The sequence below is a fragment of the Vibrio coralliirubri genome, assembly GCF_024347375.1.
In the GTDB taxonomy this organism is placed as follows: domain Bacteria; phylum Pseudomonadota; class Gammaproteobacteria; order Enterobacterales; family Vibrionaceae; genus Vibrio; species Vibrio coralliirubri.
This window is the reverse complement of the sequence record NZ_AP025470.1, coordinates 2,511,838-2,529,664: the sequence shown is the minus strand read 5'-3', so window position 1 is coordinate 2,529,664 and position 17,827 is coordinate 2,511,838. Positions and strand designations below refer to the sequence as shown.

At 45.1% G+C, this 17,827-nt stretch carries 15 protein-coding genes; 6 read left to right on the top strand and 9 right to left on the bottom strand.

What is annotated here, in order from left to right; genetic code table 11:
- Nucleotides 1–7: 7 nt before the first annotated feature.
- The 4 genes from OCV20_RS11480 to OCV20_RS11465 form a co-directional block, all read right to left on the bottom strand.
- Nucleotides 8–1,033 (bottom strand): LacI family DNA-binding transcriptional regulator, encoded by a 1,026-nt coding sequence (locus OCV20_RS11480; protein WP_048614684.1) that lies wholly within the window; start codon nucleotides 1,031–1,033, stop codon nucleotides 8–10.
- Between the two features lie 250 nt (nucleotides 1,034–1,283).
- On the bottom strand, nucleotides 1,284–2,360 hold the full coding sequence (locus tag OCV20_RS11475) for a porin (protein ID WP_050646350.1): 1,077 nt from the start codon (nucleotides 2,358–2,360) through the stop codon (nucleotides 1,284–1,286).
- A gap of 274 nt (nucleotides 2,361–2,634) precedes the next feature.
- Nucleotides 2,635–3,651, bottom strand: coding sequence for a nuclear transport factor 2 family protein (locus OCV20_RS11470; RefSeq protein WP_016788980.1), 1,017 nt, complete (start codon nucleotides 3,649–3,651; stop codon nucleotides 2,635–2,637).
- A 125-nt stretch (nucleotides 3,652–3,776) separates the two neighbouring features.
- On the bottom strand, nucleotides 3,777–5,081 hold the full coding sequence (locus OCV20_RS11465) for an MFS transporter (protein ID WP_048614680.1): 1,305 nt from the start codon (nucleotides 5,079–5,081) through the stop codon (nucleotides 3,777–3,779).
- Nucleotides 5,082–5,429: 348 nt separating this feature from the next.
- Here OCV20_RS11465 and OCV20_RS11460 point away from each other — a divergent pair, with 348 nt between their 5' ends.
- Nucleotides 5,430–6,971: a sodium:solute symporter family transporter gene (locus tag OCV20_RS11460; protein ID WP_086775029.1), complete on the top strand. Its 1,542-nt coding sequence runs from the start codon at nucleotides 5,430–5,432 to the stop codon at nucleotides 6,969–6,971.
- Between the two features lie 26 nt (nucleotides 6,972–6,997).
- Nucleotides 6,998–8,368, top strand: coding sequence for an L-serine ammonia-lyase (locus OCV20_RS11455; RefSeq protein WP_086775028.1), 1,371 nt, complete (start codon nucleotides 6,998–7,000; stop codon nucleotides 8,366–8,368).
- Between the two features lie 98 nt (nucleotides 8,369–8,466).
- Here OCV20_RS11455 and OCV20_RS11450 read toward each other — a convergent pair whose 3' ends face one another.
- On the bottom strand, nucleotides 8,467–8,952 hold the full coding sequence (locus OCV20_RS11450; RefSeq protein ID WP_017065258.1) for an Lrp/AsnC family transcriptional regulator: 486 nt from the start codon (nucleotides 8,950–8,952) through the stop codon (nucleotides 8,467–8,469).
- A 122-nt stretch (nucleotides 8,953–9,074) separates the two neighbouring features.
- Between OCV20_RS11450 and OCV20_RS11445 the strand changes: the two genes are divergently transcribed.
- Nucleotides 9,075–9,674 carry a LysE family translocator gene (locus tag OCV20_RS11445; RefSeq protein WP_086775027.1) on the top strand — a complete coding sequence of 200 codons (600 nt, stop codon included), beginning with the start codon at nucleotides 9,075–9,077 and terminating at the stop codon, nucleotides 9,672–9,674.
- 136 nt (nucleotides 9,675–9,810) lie between these two features.
- Here the strand turns inward: OCV20_RS11445 and ahpF are convergent, their stop codons facing one another.
- Together ahpF and ahpC are read right to left on the bottom strand one after the other, a co-directional pair.
- Nucleotides 9,811–11,403 (bottom strand): alkyl hydroperoxide reductase subunit F, encoded by a 1,593-nt coding sequence (gene ahpF, locus OCV20_RS11440; RefSeq protein ID WP_086775026.1) that lies wholly within the window; start codon nucleotides 11,401–11,403, stop codon nucleotides 9,811–9,813.
- Nucleotides 11,404–11,601: 198 nt separating this feature from the next.
- Nucleotides 11,602–12,159: an alkyl hydroperoxide reductase subunit C gene (ahpC, locus tag OCV20_RS11435; RefSeq protein ID WP_016798107.1), complete on the bottom strand. Its 558-nt coding sequence runs from the start codon at nucleotides 12,157–12,159 to the stop codon at nucleotides 11,602–11,604.
- A gap of 504 nt (nucleotides 12,160–12,663) precedes the next feature.
- On the opposite strand from ahpC, the gene OCV20_RS11430 reads away from it, so the two are divergent.
- The gene (locus OCV20_RS11430) at nucleotides 12,664–13,155 is read left to right on the top strand and encodes a VOC family protein (protein WP_016798106.1); all 492 of its coding nucleotides are present in this window, start codon (nucleotides 12,664–12,666) and stop codon (nucleotides 13,153–13,155) included.
- A gap of 142 nt (nucleotides 13,156–13,297) precedes the next feature.
- Here the strand turns inward: OCV20_RS11430 and OCV20_RS11425 are convergent, their stop codons facing one another.
- A complete protein-coding gene (locus OCV20_RS11425) occupies nucleotides 13,298–14,005 on the bottom strand; it encodes a fibrobacter succinogenes major paralogous domain-containing protein (RefSeq protein WP_261881410.1) in 708 nt (235 codons plus the stop codon).
- A gap of 138 nt (nucleotides 14,006–14,143) precedes the next feature.
- Nucleotides 14,144–15,034, bottom strand: coding sequence for an AraC family transcriptional regulator (locus OCV20_RS11420; RefSeq protein ID WP_202910143.1), 891 nt, complete (start codon nucleotides 15,032–15,034; stop codon nucleotides 14,144–14,146).
- A 231-nt stretch (nucleotides 15,035–15,265) separates the two neighbouring features.
- Between OCV20_RS11420 and OCV20_RS11415 the strand changes: the two genes are divergently transcribed.
- Nucleotides 15,266–16,135: a patatin-like phospholipase family protein gene (locus tag OCV20_RS11415; protein WP_050712183.1), complete on the top strand. Its 870-nt coding sequence runs from the start codon at nucleotides 15,266–15,268 to the stop codon at nucleotides 16,133–16,135.
- 299 nt (nucleotides 16,136–16,434) lie between these two features.
- Nucleotides 16,435–17,811, top strand: a complete 1,377-nt coding sequence (locus OCV20_RS11410; protein ID WP_086775023.1) for a uracil-xanthine permease family protein — start codon at nucleotides 16,435–16,437, stop codon at nucleotides 17,809–17,811.
- The last annotated feature ends 16 nt before the right edge of the window (nucleotides 17,812–17,827 follow it).

Sequence of the window (17,827 nt, the reverse complement as noted above, 5' to 3'; positions counted from 1 at the left end):
GTTGGTTCTATTTTAGCGTCGTTTTTCGTTCAATGAACTTCACTGGCACCATCAGCTTAACTAAGCTCGTGTCTTGCTCTTGAATCTGGCTAACGACAATTTTCACTGATTCACGTGCAAGGCGTCTGAAATCTTGCTTGAAGGTAGTGAGTTGGTAGTTCAACCATTGAGTCTGTGGGATATCATCAAAACCAATCACTTGAAGATCTTCTGGAATACGCAGGTTAAACTCTAAGCGCGCCACATCCATTACCGCCATCGCGAGGTTATCTGTCGCACAGAAAATCGCTTGAGGATGTGTGGGTTCTGAAAACAGGGTCCGAATGGTATCTAGAGCATCAAGGTAGTCATAGTCGGCTTCAATAACACGAGCTTGCTTGCCAGTGAGATCTTCGAATTCTGAGCAAAAGCCCGATTCACGCTCGCCGTTGGTGTAGGTTGGTACGTTACCTGTCAGGTAAACCGCTGATTTTGTTCCTACGCTATGTAAATGCTGAGCGGCGACTTGGCCAGCGGCGTAGTTGTCACTCACCACATGGCTACTCTTCGTCCCTTCAACAACACGTGCGAACTGAACGATAGGGATGTCGAACTCTTCACACTCTTCATAAAGCGACTTATTAAAGGTCGCAGAAGCTGCAATCACGCCATCAACTCGGTATTGGAAGATATTAGGAATCGAGTGGTTGTCGTTTCCATCAACTTGCCAAGGAATCAATACCGCAGAGTAACCCTGCTTTTGTAGCTCAGTAGAGATAAGCTGCAGAGTTTTCATGTGGATAGGGTAGTCGGCATCTGGGAAAACTAAGCCAATCAATTTGGACTCATTTGTCGTCAGACTGCGGGCAAAGGCATTAGGACGATAATTCAACGACTTTGCTGCATCGAACACTTTCTGCTTGGTCTTTTCAGACACTGAACTGCCCGGCACAAATACACGAGATACAGTTGATTGAGAAACGCCAGCAAGTTTAGCGACATCTTTAGAGGTGACGGTTGGCTTTGACGCCGTGGAGTGTTTTGGAGAGCTCATAGACCATACTTTTGAACCAAATTAACTGCGCACAGAGTAACATATTTAGGTACGTACTCATAAAGTAATACCAAGGAATGATATGAAAAATAAGGAATAATGATTATTTTGAATTTGATGTTGGGTATAACCCATTCTCTGTATTGGGAAAATAGTATGATTACAGAGGTAGTGACAAAAAAGCTCTGCGTAAGAGCAGAGCTTTAGATTTCGAATTTACCCATAAAATGAGCAACATGCCGCTACATCGTTAGAAGTAGTAACGGATACCTGCAGCGAATTGGTCATCGCTATTTTCGTAATGGTTACCAACAGATTTGTCGTTACCATTATCAAACTGGTATTCCGTCCAAACTAAGAACTTATTCTTCTTAAAGTGGTACTCAAGGCCAGGAATAATAAGCTGGCGCTCGTAGCCGTTTGCGTTGTCGTCGGTATCCGTTAAGTAGTTCACGTTAAAGGTTGGACGCAGACCGTTTTCAAAGTGGTAGTAAGTGAAGAATTCCGCACCACGGTGGTCGTAGAATTCAGCTTGACTGGTGGTTTCCCAGTTTGAACCTTGGCTGTAGGTGAAACCAACGAATAGACCGTCATTGGTATAGTTAACACCTAATAGACCAATGCGTTGGGTATCTCCATCTTTGATGTTTTTAACGCCCGCATCGACATCATCAAACTCATTCTGGTGGTAAGCTAAACCAATCGTTAGGCCATCCATAACAGTGTACAGCGTTGACGCGCCCATACCGTTTTTCAGCGTTGCTGTTAAGCCGTCTGCTAGGCCAACATCTTCGCGAGTGGTTTGGTAAGTGAAGCCGTATTTCCAGTTGTCGCTAATGCTGTTGCGGTAAGTAATCGAGTTCTCGGCACGACCTGTACCTGACGCAATACCCCAGTCAGATAGGTTGTAGTAACCAGAACCACGCGAACCGAACACTCGACCCATATCGGTAAACCAAGCCACATCGTAGAAGGTGGACCATTGCTTAGTACCTGCTGCGATCTTGCCGTATTTATCGTGCTCTACGCCTGCGTATAGAAGTCGGTCGTAAATATTGTCGCCGTTAGCACCTGAGTTGTAACCCCATTCAGCATGGCCAAAGCCAGTCCAGCCGTTATCGAGTCCCATTTGACCTTTAAGGCCGAAACGAGAGCTACCGCTGTTCCACTCACCGTTGTGGTCGCCGCCCTTATCTTGGTAACGAACGTCAAAACGACCGTCTAAAGTAAGGCTATCGCCCGCGTCATTGGTAAAAGTGTGTGCAGCAAAAGCAGAACCTGAGGTAAGTGCTGTCAGGATCACTGCTGAAAGAATCGACTTTTTCATTGTAATTCTCTTTATTCAGGCCGTAGAAAGCCACCGTGCTTTCAAGCCCGTTATATTGGTAATGGTTTGGCAGGGTGTACCCCATCCATGAGGCACTAGTAGATTCAGTTATTAGTGGAGCAATAATGAATTGGTTGGAGCACTTACTAGGAGCGAGAAGGGTCCCCCAGTAAGCGTGGCAACCTAAATCAGATGTCTATTTAGGTTGCCACTATTTCGTTTCAATCTTTGGCTTTATCGTTTCTATTAAAGCGTTTGGATTAAAGCGTTTTGATTACAGCGTTGGGTTCATGATGGTTGAAGTGCGTTCGAACACATCTAGACCTTGCTGTTGTAGCCAGTAAGGAAGGTCGATAAGAACCCAGTTCTCAGACAGCTTGTCACCGTCACGGTAGTAAACGTCAACTACTTGCATGTTTGCACGTACTTCACCGCCAGTCATACCTAGGAAGCCACCTGTTGGTGTGTTTGATAGGTTTGGCCAACCGAAGAAACAAGAGAAGTTACCTTCAGCGAAACGACAAACGTGACCGTTGAACTTCTTGTCTTTCAGGTTGTTACGGAAAGGAAGTTGGTGCTGTTGTTGGTAGCGAGGAATTGTGTAAGACGCGCCGATACCACATGGGCCGTACCAAATCATGTCTTTTGACCAGCTCTTCGCTAGTACTTCTGGTGGGCAACCCATCGCACCGCTGTCGTTAAGAGCAGACAGGTCATCAACCATTTTGTTTACTAGAGCAAGTGTCGCAACACCTTCTTCTGGAGCCGCGTCTTCGAATAGCAGACCATCGTGGTTACGTGGGCCAGGGTATACGAAGTGCTTACCAGTTGATGGTGGAAGTGGGTAACAACCCGCTTGATCCATCATGCCTAGAAGGTCTAGGAACAGGCCTGTCTTAGTGATTTTGCCATCAACAACGCAGTTAAACTCTGCGTAGCGAACGTTCATGATCTTGCCAGTTGGGCGCATGCCTAGGTATTCAGCGTCGAATAGACCCATGAAGTGACCCATGCTCATTACCCAAATCTCATCTGGGTTAACTTCGTTGTTACCACCGATGAAGATGTCTTGACGACGCTGCATGCGAGTCATTGACTTCATCATTGGTGCCCAGAATACGTCAGCAGCTGCTTGTGCGCCTTCTTGCTCACGGAATGGGTAAACACCGCGCCACAAGTAATCTTCAGAAGTGTGTGCTTTTAAAACTTCAGCAACGTTCTCGTGAGTTGCGTTTTCCATTGCATCGAAGTAATCACGAACAATGCGTTTAGCTTCTTGATATTTAGACATAATAATTTCTCTTTGTGTTGTCGAGTCAACATTCGGAACAGGACTCGATTTGGATTTTGTTACCGGCTGACTTATCAGCCGGCTTTAAATTTTTCGTATTTGAACTTCAGCGTATGAGTTTCGAATTAAGCTTTTGCTGCTTCTGATTTTTTGCTCTTATCGAAGACGCCACCTTTAAGAGTTTCAGGCAGTGTTAGCCATAGTAGGCCGGCGATAATCCATACGATTGGTGAGCCCCACATTGCTGTTTGTAGGTCGGTACGCTCTTGGATGAAGATAAGAACCATTGGTGCCCACATGCCGATAATACGACCGCCATGGAACAGAGCAGCACCATAGCTACGCAAGCGTGCTGGGAACAATTCAGAGAAGTAACCGCCCCATACTGCAGAAGCAGACAGGCCGAAGTTGTAGATAAGACCTAGAAGAGCCAGCATGTTTAGGCCGCCAATCATCATGTCGCCAGGTGCGACAAAGAAGATAGAAACCATGATACCTGCGAGGATGAAGCCGAACGCGTTGATCTTACGACCGTACTTATCTGCTGCCCATCCCCAGAACCATGCACCGAAGAGTGAACCAAATGCTGAGATAGAGAAGATCAAACCGATGGTTGCACCATCAAACATACGAACATCTTTCAGGTAGGTAGTTACAAAGCCACCGAAGAATTGGAATCCGTAGAAGTTAAGACCAGAAAGAAGTAAACAAGTAATCGTAATTTTGCGGTAAGGCTTGCTTAACATCTCACCCCAAGAACCTTTTTTAGCTTCGGTTACTTCCCCTGCTGCATTGGTTGTTGTTTGTTGATCTTCTTCACCGTAGGCGATCACTGTTTTGTCGCTTGGTAATACAAAGATCATTAACGCTGCTGCTACAAGCGGTGGAATACCACCTACCCACATTAGGCTCTGCCAAGGTGCATCAACACTTGTGATGAAGGCTGCGTAAGCGCCCATTGCCACTAAAGCAACAGAGAACATTGAAGAAGCAAAAGCAGTCAACTTACCGCGAACCGTTGGTGTAAATAGGCCAATCATCAAAGATACAGCTACAGTGAAGTAACCACCTAAAGACAGTCCAATGATGAAACGCATTGCAGCCCAAGTAGCGTAGTCGGTAAACATCATGTTGATGATGGTTGCACCACCGTTTAATGCCGTAATTGCTACTAGTGTGGACTTCTTGCCGAACTTGGTTGCGAACCATGCACAGCTTAGTGCACCAATCAGAGCACCAACCGACTGCCAAGTGTAGAACTGAGCGGTATCAGAAAGGCTAATACCAGCATATTCTTCCACAATGTATGGGCGTACGTAGTCAATAATTACAAAGTTATAACAATAAAAAAAGTAACCCACTAGAATTGCTAGATATGCGGCTACCCTTTGAATCATAGGAACTTCGCTCATGTGTTTTTTAATGGTCATGACCGATAAACCTTTATTTTATATAGGGTGGCTTTGGTTTTAATTATTGTGTGTTGATTATTTAGTTTCATCACACCGTCTTCATTTCGGGAGAGATAATAGAATTTTTGTGGTTATTAGATCCGTGATCAAAGTCAATTTTAGAATGAGTGCGTACCCATTTTGTGTGTTTTGGTGACCTGGATCTCATTTGATCGCATTTTTGTGCTTTGTGGGGCGATTTGAGTGTTTAATCGTCTATCTTAGTGATAATAGTCACACTTACTGTGGGTTTTTGAGGGAAAATATCCATTTTTGAGTACTATTGGCGGCGAATGATTTGCGACATACAATAAACTGAATCTAAAAATGGTTACGTACTCAATTTTTGTGGTTATTGCTCTTTATGTACTAACTACTTTGTTTATCAGCTACTTAGTTAATAGGCGCTATAGCGTCGGTGGCGACTTTTCGACTGGTGGAAAACAGTTTGGTTGGTTTACGGCAGGTGTGTCGATTCTTGCAACCTACATCAGCGCAATGACGTTCGTTGGCATGCCGGGCTGGGTTTATAGCTCAGGCATGGAAGCGATGAGCGTACATTTGAACTATCCAATAGTGATCTTTTTCACTGTGCTTTTCTTTGTTCCGGTGTTTTACAAGCTCGGCCTAACCTCGATTTACGAATACCTAGAGCACCGCTTTGGCGTTGTTGCTCGCACGATCAATTCCATCGTGTTCATTGTGGTTCAGTGTATTTCGGCAGGGGTTATTTTGTATGCGGTTGCCCTGATTTTAGTGCAAGTGCTGCCGGTGAGTATCTCTGAGGCGATCATCTACATCAGCTTATTTACCGCGTTGTATACCTATGCGGGCGGTATCTCGACAGTAATATGGACTTACATGCTTCAGTCAGCAGTGTTGATTATCGGCAGCATTGCGATCTTTGTTTTATTGCTGATGAAAATCGATGCGGGCGAGGTGTTGTCTCCTGAACATTTGAATATCATCAACCTCGATTTTGACTTAGGCGTCGATACCACATTGTGGGCAGGCGTAGTGGCTGTGAGCTTCTTGCACCTGAGTGTGTATGGTACTAACCAACTGATTATTCAAAGAACGTTGGCGACTAAGTGTGTTAAAACAGCGCAAAAGTCGATGTTACTTTGTGGCTACGGCGCGTTCTTTGTTTATCTGTTCTTTGCCGTGATGGGGGTGCTGTTAAGTGTCTTTTATCAAGACAGCAGCTTTGAAAACAGCAACGAAGTGATTCTCGATTTTGTGTTTAACCATACCAACCCAATCATTGTTGGTTTGGTGATCTCAGCACTTTCGGCAGCGGCCATGTCGACACTGGACTCCACTTATAACTCTATGGCGACGGTCGCAACGTTCGATTTCTATAAGCGCTTCTTCCGCAAGCAAGCCTCTGACGCGCACTATGAATCAGTGGCTAGAAAAATGAGCTTGGTTGCTGCAGCATCGGTTGTTGTACCTGCTTTGTTGGCGGTTTCTAATGAATCGGTACTTAAAACGATTGCGAGCCTAACCTCCATTTTTGTCGGTATTCGCCTTGGCTCTTTCATATTGGGTTTGTTCTTCAAACAAGCGAATGAGAAAGGGGTGATTGCGGGCAGTATTGGCAGTGTGGCCGTCGTATTCATCGCCAAATACAGTGGAATAGCTTGGCCTTGGTTTGCCTTGATTGGCACTGTGGTTTTCTTAGTGTTAGGTGTTGTTGTGAGCCGCTTCTGGGGAGAGGTAACCGAGCAACAAAATGAATTTATAGCCAAGCAAAAGCATTTGTTTGCAAAGCCTACCGCGAGTCATTATGGCTTGTTGGTGTTCGCTGTTGTGACGATTGCTGCTTGTACTGTTATCCCTAATTGGCTTTATGCCGCTCTTTCTTAATTGACCGATTTTTTACTGGTATATCTATGTTATCGATCTTTGATATCTACAAAATTGGTGTTGGGCCATCGAGCTCTCACACCAACGGCCCAATGATTGCGGGTTTTCATTTCACACAATTAATCGCTGATAAAATCGCAGAAGTGACCCGTGTTCAGGTGGATTTATATGGTTCTTTGTCATTGACTGGCATAGGTCACCACACCGACAGAGCAACAATATTGGGGCTACTCGGTAATAAGCCAGACACCATCAAAATCACCAGTGCAAACCAAGCAATGCGTCATGCCGTAGACAGTGGTGAGATGGATTTAGCGGGCACCAAGCACATTGCCTTCAACTACGAAACCGACATGTTGTTTCACAAAGACAACCTGCCTCTGCATGAAAATGGCATGATGATTACCGCGTTCGACCAGAGTGGCAACGTGATTGTCGGTGAAACTTATTATTCAATTGGCGGCGGTTTTATCGCAACCGCTGACGAACTACAAAATGGTACTCAAACCCAAGCAGTAGAAGTCCCGTTTCCATTCAAAAATGCCGATGAAATGCTGCAACAAGCCGATAATAGCGGGATGAGCCTCGGTGGCATGATTCTAAAAAATGAAGCGGAGTTTGAAGGCTCCGACATTATTTCAGATAAAGCGGATCAAATATGGCGAGTGATGAGTCGTTGTATGGAACGCGGCTTTGAAACCGAAGGCATTCTTGATGGTGGTTTGAACGTGACTCGTCGTGCGCCTAATCTACTGAAAAAGTTAGAAGCGAATGCGGCGGTTGAAAATGACCCAATGGAAATCATGGACTGGATTAACTTGTTTGCGTTTGCGGTTAGCGAAGAAAATGCGGCTGGTGGCCAAGTAGTAACATCACCAACCAATGGTGCAGCGGGCGTGATTCCTGCCGTGTTGATGTACTACCATCGCTTCATTAAAGAGTTGGATACCAAGCAGTTAAAAGACTTCTTAGCGGTATCGGGCGCGATTGGCATTTTGTACAAAACCAATGCTTCAATTTCTGGTGCGGAAGTTGGGTGCCAAGGTGAAGTAGGGGTGTCGTCTTCTATGGCGGCGGCTGGATTAACGGCACTTCGTGGTGGCAGCAATGAGCAGATCTGTATTGCTGCAGAAATCGCCATGGAACACTCGTTGGGTATGACTTGTGACCCAATTGGCGGCTTAGTACAAGTGCCGTGTATTGAGCGAAATGCGATGGGCGCGATGAAAGCCATCAACGCATCACGTATGGCTTTGAAGCGTAATAGTAAATCTTTGATCTCGTTAGATAAGGTTATTGCGACCATGTATCAAACGGGTAAAGACATGAACAAGAAATATCGTGAAACGTCACTCGGTGGTTTAGCCTTGATCCATCTTGCTCACCCTTGTGAATAACTAAGCCAGTTACCTAGTAAATAACAACGTTAAGCCCAGAACCTTAGACTTCAGAAATCTATCGCGGCTGGGCTTTTTGTTTGATGTGTTTTAGGGAGCTAATCTGAAAGCGGTAATCGATAGCTGTTTTTCAACTCTTTTACTGAGATGTTCGATTGAATCGCACTCACACCTTTGACTCTTCTGATCGAGCTAATGCGCTCAAAGTACTCTTCCAAATCTTTCGCCAATACTTGCACCATGTAATCAGCGCCGCCTGCAATGCAGTGACACATTGGAATCCAATCGGTTACCGCGACAAACTCTTCGAACGGTTCTGTGTTTTCAACTTCATGGTTACCCAAGGTCACAAGAGTAAAACCAGCCACATGAAAGCCTAATTTCTTACGATTCAGCTTAGCGGCGTAACCATCGATATAGCCAGTTTCTTCCATGCGTTTCCAACGACGCCAGCATGGGGTTTCGCTGAGGTTGACCTTCTCTGCGAGCTTGCTGTTGCTCATGCGTCCGTCTTGCTGGATATGCTCTAAGATGGCGATATCTGTGTCATCTAACACTTCTTTGGTGGATTCTTTCTGTTTCATGGCTATTTTAGAAAAGTCTTGCTCAAATTTGGATTAATATTAGCCTATATAGCAATTTAATTCCTAGTCGAATCTGTAAACTCTCTCCCTATCAATACTTTACTTATTAGGAGTGAGAGGAAATGAGCTCTCAATTAATGCTGGCGTTCTTGCTATTTTCAACATCAATTGCAATTACCCCTGGGGCTGGCAATATCGCATTACTTGGGATTTCAAGTCGTTATGGATTTGCTGCGACTTTACCTTTTATCTCTGGGAACGCTGTTGGCATCATCATCGTACTGGCGGGTTCTAGTGTCGGTTTGGTGAGCTTATTTACCCTTTACCCAGAGCTATACAACATTTTGAAATACGCGGGTGCGGCTTATTTACTGTTCATGGCGTGGTCGATTGCGAACATGCAAATCGAAGAAAGCACCACCGACAATCGTTCAGGTTTCATGTCTGGTGTGCTGGTGCAGGTGTTAAACCCTAAAGGTTGGATTGCTTCGTTAACTGTGTTTTCACAGTTCATTACTCCGAAGGCAGATTACTTGATTCAAGTCGTGACCATTATAGCGGGTATGGTGATTACCGGTGTGCCGTGCATGTTGGTGTGGGCGTATTGCGGTACCATGCTGAAAAAATTACTGCAATCACCAAAACAGATGATGTTTGTGAACCGTTGCTTGGGCGGAAGCTTAGCGATGGTGGTTGCCTTTATGCTTTATCAACCGGCGTAAATCACAAAGAAAAAAACCACTCCTAAATCCATAGGAGTGGCGTCTAAATGTCGACTAAGTCGTTAACAGTAAAGAATTAAGTTAACAAATATTTAAGGAACTTGAGTTAAAAGCTTTAAGCTTTTCAGTGTAAAGGTTAAGCGGTTTCAGCCTCTTTAACTGGAGCTGAGTTACGGATTAGATGGTCAAATGCACCTAAGCTTGCTTTCGCACCTTCACCCATCGCAATGATGATCTGTTTGTAAGGTACGGTTGTTACGTCACCCGCTGCGAAGACACCTTTCATTGATGTTGCGCCATGAGCGTTAATTTCAATTTCACCGCGTGGTGAGAGCTCAACTTTCGAACCCTTCAACCATTCGCTGTTTGGCATCAGGCCGATTTGAACAAAGATACCTGCGAGTTCGATCTGTTTAAGTTCATCGGTGTTGCGATCTTTGTATTCCAGACCGGTTACACGGTTGCCATCACCAATCACTTGCGTTGTTTGTGCCATCTTGATGATTTCGATGTTTGGTGTTGCGTTCGCTTTGTCGATAAGCACTTGGTCGGCACGTAGTGTGTCTGCAAATTCAAGTACGGTTACGTGCTCAACAATACCCGCTAAATCAATTGCCGCTTCGATGCCTGAGTTACCACCACCAATAACCGCTGTTTTCTTACCTTTGAATAAAGGACCGTCACAGTGTGGGCAGTAAGCGACGCCTTTATTTCGGTACTCTTGCTCACCCGGAACGTTAATTTCACGCCAGCGAGCACCGGTACTTGTGATAACCGTGCGAGCTCGTAGTGTTGCGCCGCTCTCTAGCTCAACGTGGATGTAGCCGTCTTCAGTGTCTTCTGCTGCAATGATGTTTGCAGCGCGCTGCTCAGTCATCACTTCAACACCGTACTCTTTTACGTGCTCTTCAAGGCTTGCCACTAATTTAGGGCCAGTTGTCGCTTTCACTGAGATAAAGTTCTCAATCGCCATGGTGTCCATTACTTGACCACCGAATCGGTCAGCAACTACACCAGTGCGAATGCCTTTACGTGCCGCATAAATTGCCGCTGAAGAACCTGCAGGGCCGCCGCCGACAACCAATACATCAAAGGGTGCTTGTTGGTTTAGGTTTGCCGCTTTCTTTTCTGCTGCGCCTGAATCAACCTTGTTCAGGATCTCTGCCAGTGACATACGACCTTGACCAAATAGCTCACCATTAACGAACACGCTTGGTACTGCCATGATGTCGCGAGACTTCACTTCGTCTTGGAATGCTGCGCCATCAATCATCGTTGTCTTAACCAGAGGGTTAATCGCCGACATCATGTTGAATGCCTGAACCACTTCTGGACAGTTTTGGCACGATAGAGAGATGAAGATTTCTACATTAAGCTCTTGATCTAATTCTTTAATTTGCTCGATTACATCCGCTTCAAGCTTGATAGGGTGACCACCACTATGAAGCAGTGCTAGAACCAGTGACGTAAATTCGTGACCCATTGGCAAACCGGCAAAACCGATCGCGGTGCCTTTCTCTTGGTTCACTACCTGCATGATAGGACTGCGAGTGCTTGCGCTGTCATCGCGAGTCACTTCAATTTTGTCGGTCAAAGACGCGATGTCATTCGCCAGATCTTGAAGTTTGTTCGCGGTGTCGCTGCCATCCAGGCTAAGGACTAATTGAACATTGGTTTTTAGGTTTTCTAGGTATGCTTTTAGCTGCTGCTTCATTGCTTGATCTAACATAATCGTGCCTGCTCTTAAATTCTGTGTCTTGGTATTGACCAATACCTTCTTGCTGAAAAAGGAAAATAAAAAGGGGGCGCAAGTCGGCAAATATTGTGGTGTTGATGTTTTGAAAGGGTGGCGCGCGACTGCCCTTTAGGAGGGGGGCCGAAGCGCGCCTGTAGAACCGTTTAGCTATTCTTGTTAGCTAGGCTTAGATTAAATCTTGCCTACTAGGTCTAGAGATGGAGCTAGAGTCTCTTCGCCTTCTTTCCATTTAGCTGGGCAAACTTCACCTGGGTTAGCGGCAACGTATTGTGCTGCTTTAACCTTGCGTAGTAGGTCTTCAGCGTCACGGCCGATGCCTTCAGCTGTGATTTCCATTGCTTGGATAACGCCTTCAGGGTCGATTAGGAACGTTGCACGGTCTGCAAGGCCTTGACCTTCACGCATAACGTTGAAGTTATTTGTGATGTTGCCCGTTTGGTCACCTACCATGAAGTATTCGATAGTGCCGATTTTGTCAGAAGTATCGTGCCATGCTTTGTGAGAGAAGTGAGTGTCAGTTGATACTGAGTAAACTTCTACGCCGCGAGATTGAAGCTCTGCGTATTTGTCTTGCAGGTCAACTAGCTCAGTTGGACATACAAATGTGAAGTCTGCTGGGTAGAAGAAGAATACAGCCCACTTGCCTTTAACGTCTTGCTCAGTGATTTCTACGAATTCGCCGTTTTTGAATGCTGTTGCGTTGAATGGTTTGATTTCTGTGTTGATCATGATTTGACTCTCTTTCTAATTTGTAGTGTTTAACGCTATCCCGCGTCGATGTAGATATATTGCATTGCTACCGAAAATTAGTGAAATCGGACATTTCTATAGATTCAATAGGCGAATCCTATCTTCGAAAGGAAAAGGCTATCGGTAAAAGCTATCAACAAAAACGACTAACAAAAGCCATCAAACATCAGCAACCCCCAATTTGAGTAGCTATGCTCTTTAGGTTGTTCTCTATATTGGGCTTATCTCTATTGGTGTGCGTATCTATGTATCTATGTATCTATGTATCTATGTATCTATGTGTCTATGTAGGTAAAGGTAGATATGGTTTCTTTACGTGAGTTGAGTTGTTATACCAAACTGTAAATAACAAAATATTATCATTAATATAAATTATGATAATTTCAGTTAATTAACGCATGTGCCTATACTCTCTTCATCGAAACGAAACACCGAAGCTAGTCTTCGAAAAGCACAGAATTTAAAACGAATTTGGAGCAAGTTATGAAAATGAATCACGTAGGCATCATGGTGGGTGACATGGACCAAGCAGTCGAGTTTTACACGAAAGCGCTAGGTCTAAGAATCGTAATGAACAACACCAAAGTGATGGAAGAGCGCGAATCAGCAATCGGCCGTATGTGTATCGCTGTGTTCGGTGAAGGCTTTAAAGGCTTCAACATTGCTCACCTAGTAACATCTGATGGTATCGGTGTTGAGCTGTTCGAAATGAAAGAGCGCCAAGAGCGTCACGAAGTTGATTTCTCTCGCTTAGGTATCTTCCACTTCTGTCTGCAGCTTCCAAAAGAGCAGTTTCACTCAGCGATTAAACGTGTTGAAGAGTTTGGCGGTAAGGTCCGTATGGACATCATGCGTTACCACCCAGAAGACGAACTAAAACAAGCACAAATGGTTTACCTAGAAGACCCGTTTGGCAACCTGTTCGAGTTCTACTCGCACTCATACGAAGATACGTACGCGACTGATTACGAGTAATCGCGTTACTATCTTCCATAAGGTAGAAAAGCCGAAACACCCCTAAAGAGGATTGGTAGAGATACCAATCCTTTTTTGTTTGTGCTTTTTGGGGAAGGGGAGATGTGCTGTTGGCAGGGACCACAGCAGCCACAATGACGGGTTATTGGTCTTCGATTTTTACGCATCGAACCGAGAACATATAGTCTTTTGAACTTGTTGCTCTGCGTATTTCACCTTTATGCGTATTCCACCAAGCGTAAGCAAGTGTTCGGATAATCCCTTTTTTGTCGGATGCGCTGCTCGCAGTCCAAAACTCGGTGTAAGCACCTTCAGTGATATACCAACCATTCCATTTTACGCCTGCAGGTCTAGCAAAGAAGTTCTGTTTATTGATAATAGATGGGTCGACTTTGGAAAATAGCCCGTCTGCTTGAGCTTCTTTGAGTTGCAAACCTAACTTTTGCTCACCCCCACGCCAACCGTTTTGGTGTACTTCTTCCTCAGGCATACCGATGGCCAGTTCCAACTTTTTCCAATCCTTATCGGTGGCCACTCGCCAGCCGGGTGGGCAAAGGTTTCGTTGATCTGAAACATCATGCCAATTGTATAAACGTCCGTATTTTAATAGGTTTTCTTGATCATCTTTTGGGATCGCGCCAGATCTTACCGGGCTACCATCTTGGAACTGAGTGCTTCTCAGGCTTTCCGCTAACCAAACCTGTTCCCCGATAGTAACGGCGCGATAAGTGTTACCTTCCGCGTCTTGAACCGTATCCGTCAGTTGGTATAACTCTTTGTTGATGTCGTTAGCCGATGATGTGGCAGCAATAACCATACTGACTCCTATAGATGAAATTAGCTTTTTCATGATGAATAACCCGTTGTAATCTTATGGGGCTACTTTAACTCTCATGTTGAGCTTAAAATAGGCGATATGCTCTCTAAAACATGCCTATTTGTCTCATTTAGTATGGTGGAGAGATTTGATAGTCAGTTTGTTTTATTGCTATGCGATGTTTTCAATCAGCTGTTTTGATTGGCTCCACTGCTTAGGTGACTGGCCATACACACGCTTAAACTCACGACTAAATTGAGAAGAGCTGACGTACCCAACCGCCATCGCCGCTTCATTGACATTCTTACCTGCAGCTATCTTCATCGCCGCATTATTCAAGCGCATCGACTTCATAAATTGGATCGGTGACATTCGGGTCGCTTGTTTGAATTTTCGGTGGAATACCGCTCGGCTCATCCCGACATGCGATGCAAGCTCATCAATCGTGACGTTCTTTGTCAGGTTCAACGATAAATACTCAATTGAACGGGCAATTTCATTACCAATACTAAACGCACCTCGTACTGAAAGACCCGCCTCACCTTGTAAGACAGCATAATAGAGTTCTCTTAAACGACTCTCGCCGAGAATGGCGGTTCCTGCTTTATCGTCTCCTAACTGAATGAGTCGAAGTAGAGCATCAGAAAAAGTGTCGTCCCAATTGGCGAGTGATAGCCCTTGAGGTTGTGGGCTGCCTTTAGGGATCTTGACCGCACCGCTGACACTCTCCATTGCGATGGCTAACTCGGTCATCACTTTGGTATCGAGTGAGATAGCTACCCCTAACAATGGATTTTCAGGCGTTGCTGCTGGTGTACCCGCCTCAACAGGCATGGAGACTGAGCAGCACAAGTACTGACTGCTGTCATAGATGTACTTATCGCCATCCAATATTGCTTCTTTACTGCCGCTTAAAATCACGACTAGCGTTGGTTCATAGACGGCTGGAGCACACGGAATAGCTTGGGTCATCTTAAATAGGCGAACTCCCTTTATACCCGTTTCGAGCATGCCATCTTCCGTTATGCGACTTTCTACTAGCTGCTTAATTTTCTGTTTCATCAACCTGCACCGTAAATTCGATCTGATACAAATAGGCATGTTTTTGAGATTAATTGGCCTATTTATGAGTCTCTGTGAGAGTTATAGTGACTTCAGACAACAATACTACCGCTGATAGGCGCATGCAAACTGCTTTCGTGCTTTATCAAAAGCTCAATCTAGGCCTGGTCGTTATATCGAAAAGGCTTGGTGGAGATAAGTAGTTTTAAAATAAAGAGTTGGAAAAAGAATATGTTAAAAAGCTTCATTGTCACATTGGTTACGCTGTCTTTGATGGCCTGCTCAACACCTAATGTTTATAACGATCTCAATGCAATACCTTCTACGGAAATGGGTGAGCATGAACTCGGTATTGCGTTTGGCGGTGGTGGCGTTCGTGGGTTTATGCACCTAGGCGTGATCAAAGCCTTGGCGGAGGAGGGCATTGCCCCTGATGTGGTGAGCGGCACCTCTGCGGGTTCGATTGCTGCGACTCTATATGCTTCAGGGCTGAGTTATGAAGAGATGGAACTCGCGATTGAAAAGGTAGGCATGTCTGATATCGCCGATTTTGTCTTTTCTTCAAAAGGCTTGGTGAATGGCAAGAACTTGTCAGAATGGATAAACAGCCAAGTGACGTATGATGATCTGTCTGATATGCCAATGCCTGTCGCGCTTACCGCGACCAATCTGACATCGAGAGAGACTGTTATTATTCGTTCAGGTAACCCGGGGCACGCAGTGCAAACCTCATCAACCATTCCGGGCGCATTTGTACCCGTTGAAAACCAAGGTGATATCTTAATCGATGGTGGGATTTTTAGTGTTGTGCCTGTTTACGCAGCTAAAGATCTGGGTGCAAAAAAGGTGATAGCCGTTGATATCTATTGTCACAATCAAATCACACCAGAAGTCTCGGCGAGCAAGATTACGCTTGCGGCTTTTCGCATGCAAAGCTGTCGCCTGTCTGAGCAAGAGTTAAACAGTGCCGATGTGGTCATTAGACCGGACTATGAGCCGAGTGGAAGTGCTGCTTTTAATGAAAAAGAACAAGCGATACAAGCGGGTTATCTGGCTGCAAAAGAGGCGATGCCTGAGATAAAGGCGATGCTATCCATCTAGCGGCGGAGATATTGCTGAAACACTGTTTGGCTCAAACTCTGGTTAACTGAGATTTAGACGTCCTAGAAAGGATTGGTAGAGGTACCAATCCTTTTTTGTGTTTGTAGGGCCTAATTTAGGAACATCGGATAAACCATCGGTTGCACTAAAACAAGCCGACAATGTTGCTCTTTAGTGCAGTATATCCTTGATGGAAAACTTAACTGATTGATAAATATAATGTTAAACCATTGGCATATATGTTGCTCTATTCCCTTTATGTAAATTGTATACAATAAAAAATACATTAAGGAAGTCACATGGAACAGAACAGTGAATTGATCTACGGATTGGATGACCGACCATCAGTTAAAGCAGCCAGTTACGCGGCACTGCAGCATGTATTAGCCAGCTTTGTTGGCATTATCACCCCCACGCTTATTATCGGTGGCGTTTTAGGGTTGGGTGAACACATTCCTTATCTGATTAGCATGGCACTGATGGTGTCTGGGGTAGGTACCTTTATCCAAGCAAGAAAAATAGGGCCAGTTGGTGCAGGGATGATTTGTGTCCAAGGGACCAGCTTTGCATTCTTAGGATCTGTATTAGGTGCGGGCTTCCTTGTTAAAGCGAATGGCGGTGGCCCGGATGAAATGCTGGCGACCATTTTTGGCGTTTGTTTCTTCGGTGCGTTTGTCGAAATTGTCCTATCGCGTTTTATCGAAAAGTTGAAAGTGGTGATCACCCCAGTTGTAACCGGAATCGTTATCACCACAATTGGCATCTCTTTGATTAAAGTTGGCGTCACAGATATTGCTGGTGGCGTTGGCGCAGAAGATTTTGGCTCTGGAAGCAATCTGATGCTGGGTGCCATCGTCCTCGGAACCATAGTTGCGCTTAACCTGAGTAACAATAATATGGTTAGGCTGTCGTCGATTTTAGTTGGGTTGGTAGTTGGCTGGGGCGTTGCCATTTTGATGGGCAAAGCGTCTATGGTTTCTTTTGCTTCTCAACCGCTATTGAGTATTCCTGTCCCATTTAAATATGGCTTCGCTTTTGATTGGCAAGCCTTCCTGCCTATCGCTTTTATTTACTTGATTACCGTTATTGAAACCACGGGCGACCTTACCGCCAACAGCATGTTTTCAGGGCAGCCGGTTAAAGGGCCTAAATACCTCAATCGACTCAAGGCTGGCGTGCTGGGTGACGGCGTGAACTCACTTATCGCTGCGGTATTCAATACTTTTCCGAACACGACTTTCAGCCAGAACAACGGTGTGATCCATTTTACGGGGATCGCGAGTCGCTACATCGGCTACTTCATTGCCGCGATTCTTTTTCTGTTAGGGCTATTTCCCATCTTAGGTGCGGTATTAATGACGATTCCAAAGCCAGTATTGGGCGGGGCGACATTAGTGATGTTCGGTACGGTTGCTGCGGCGGGCATCAAAATCATCGCTAATGAGAAACTGGATCGCCGCAGAATCATGACGATAGCCACCTCACTAGGCTTAGGGCTTGGTGTCATGCTGGTACCAGATTTATTGAAAGAAGCACCCAAGCTAGTGCAAAGCATATTTGGCTCACCTGTAACCATGTCTGGTATTGCCGCGCTTGTGATTACCGGGTTGATGTCATTGGTGCCTGAAACAAAAGCCAAGCCGATCTCGGATGCAGTTCAAACCAGTAAAGCGTAACGGGGCTCTTCGTGCT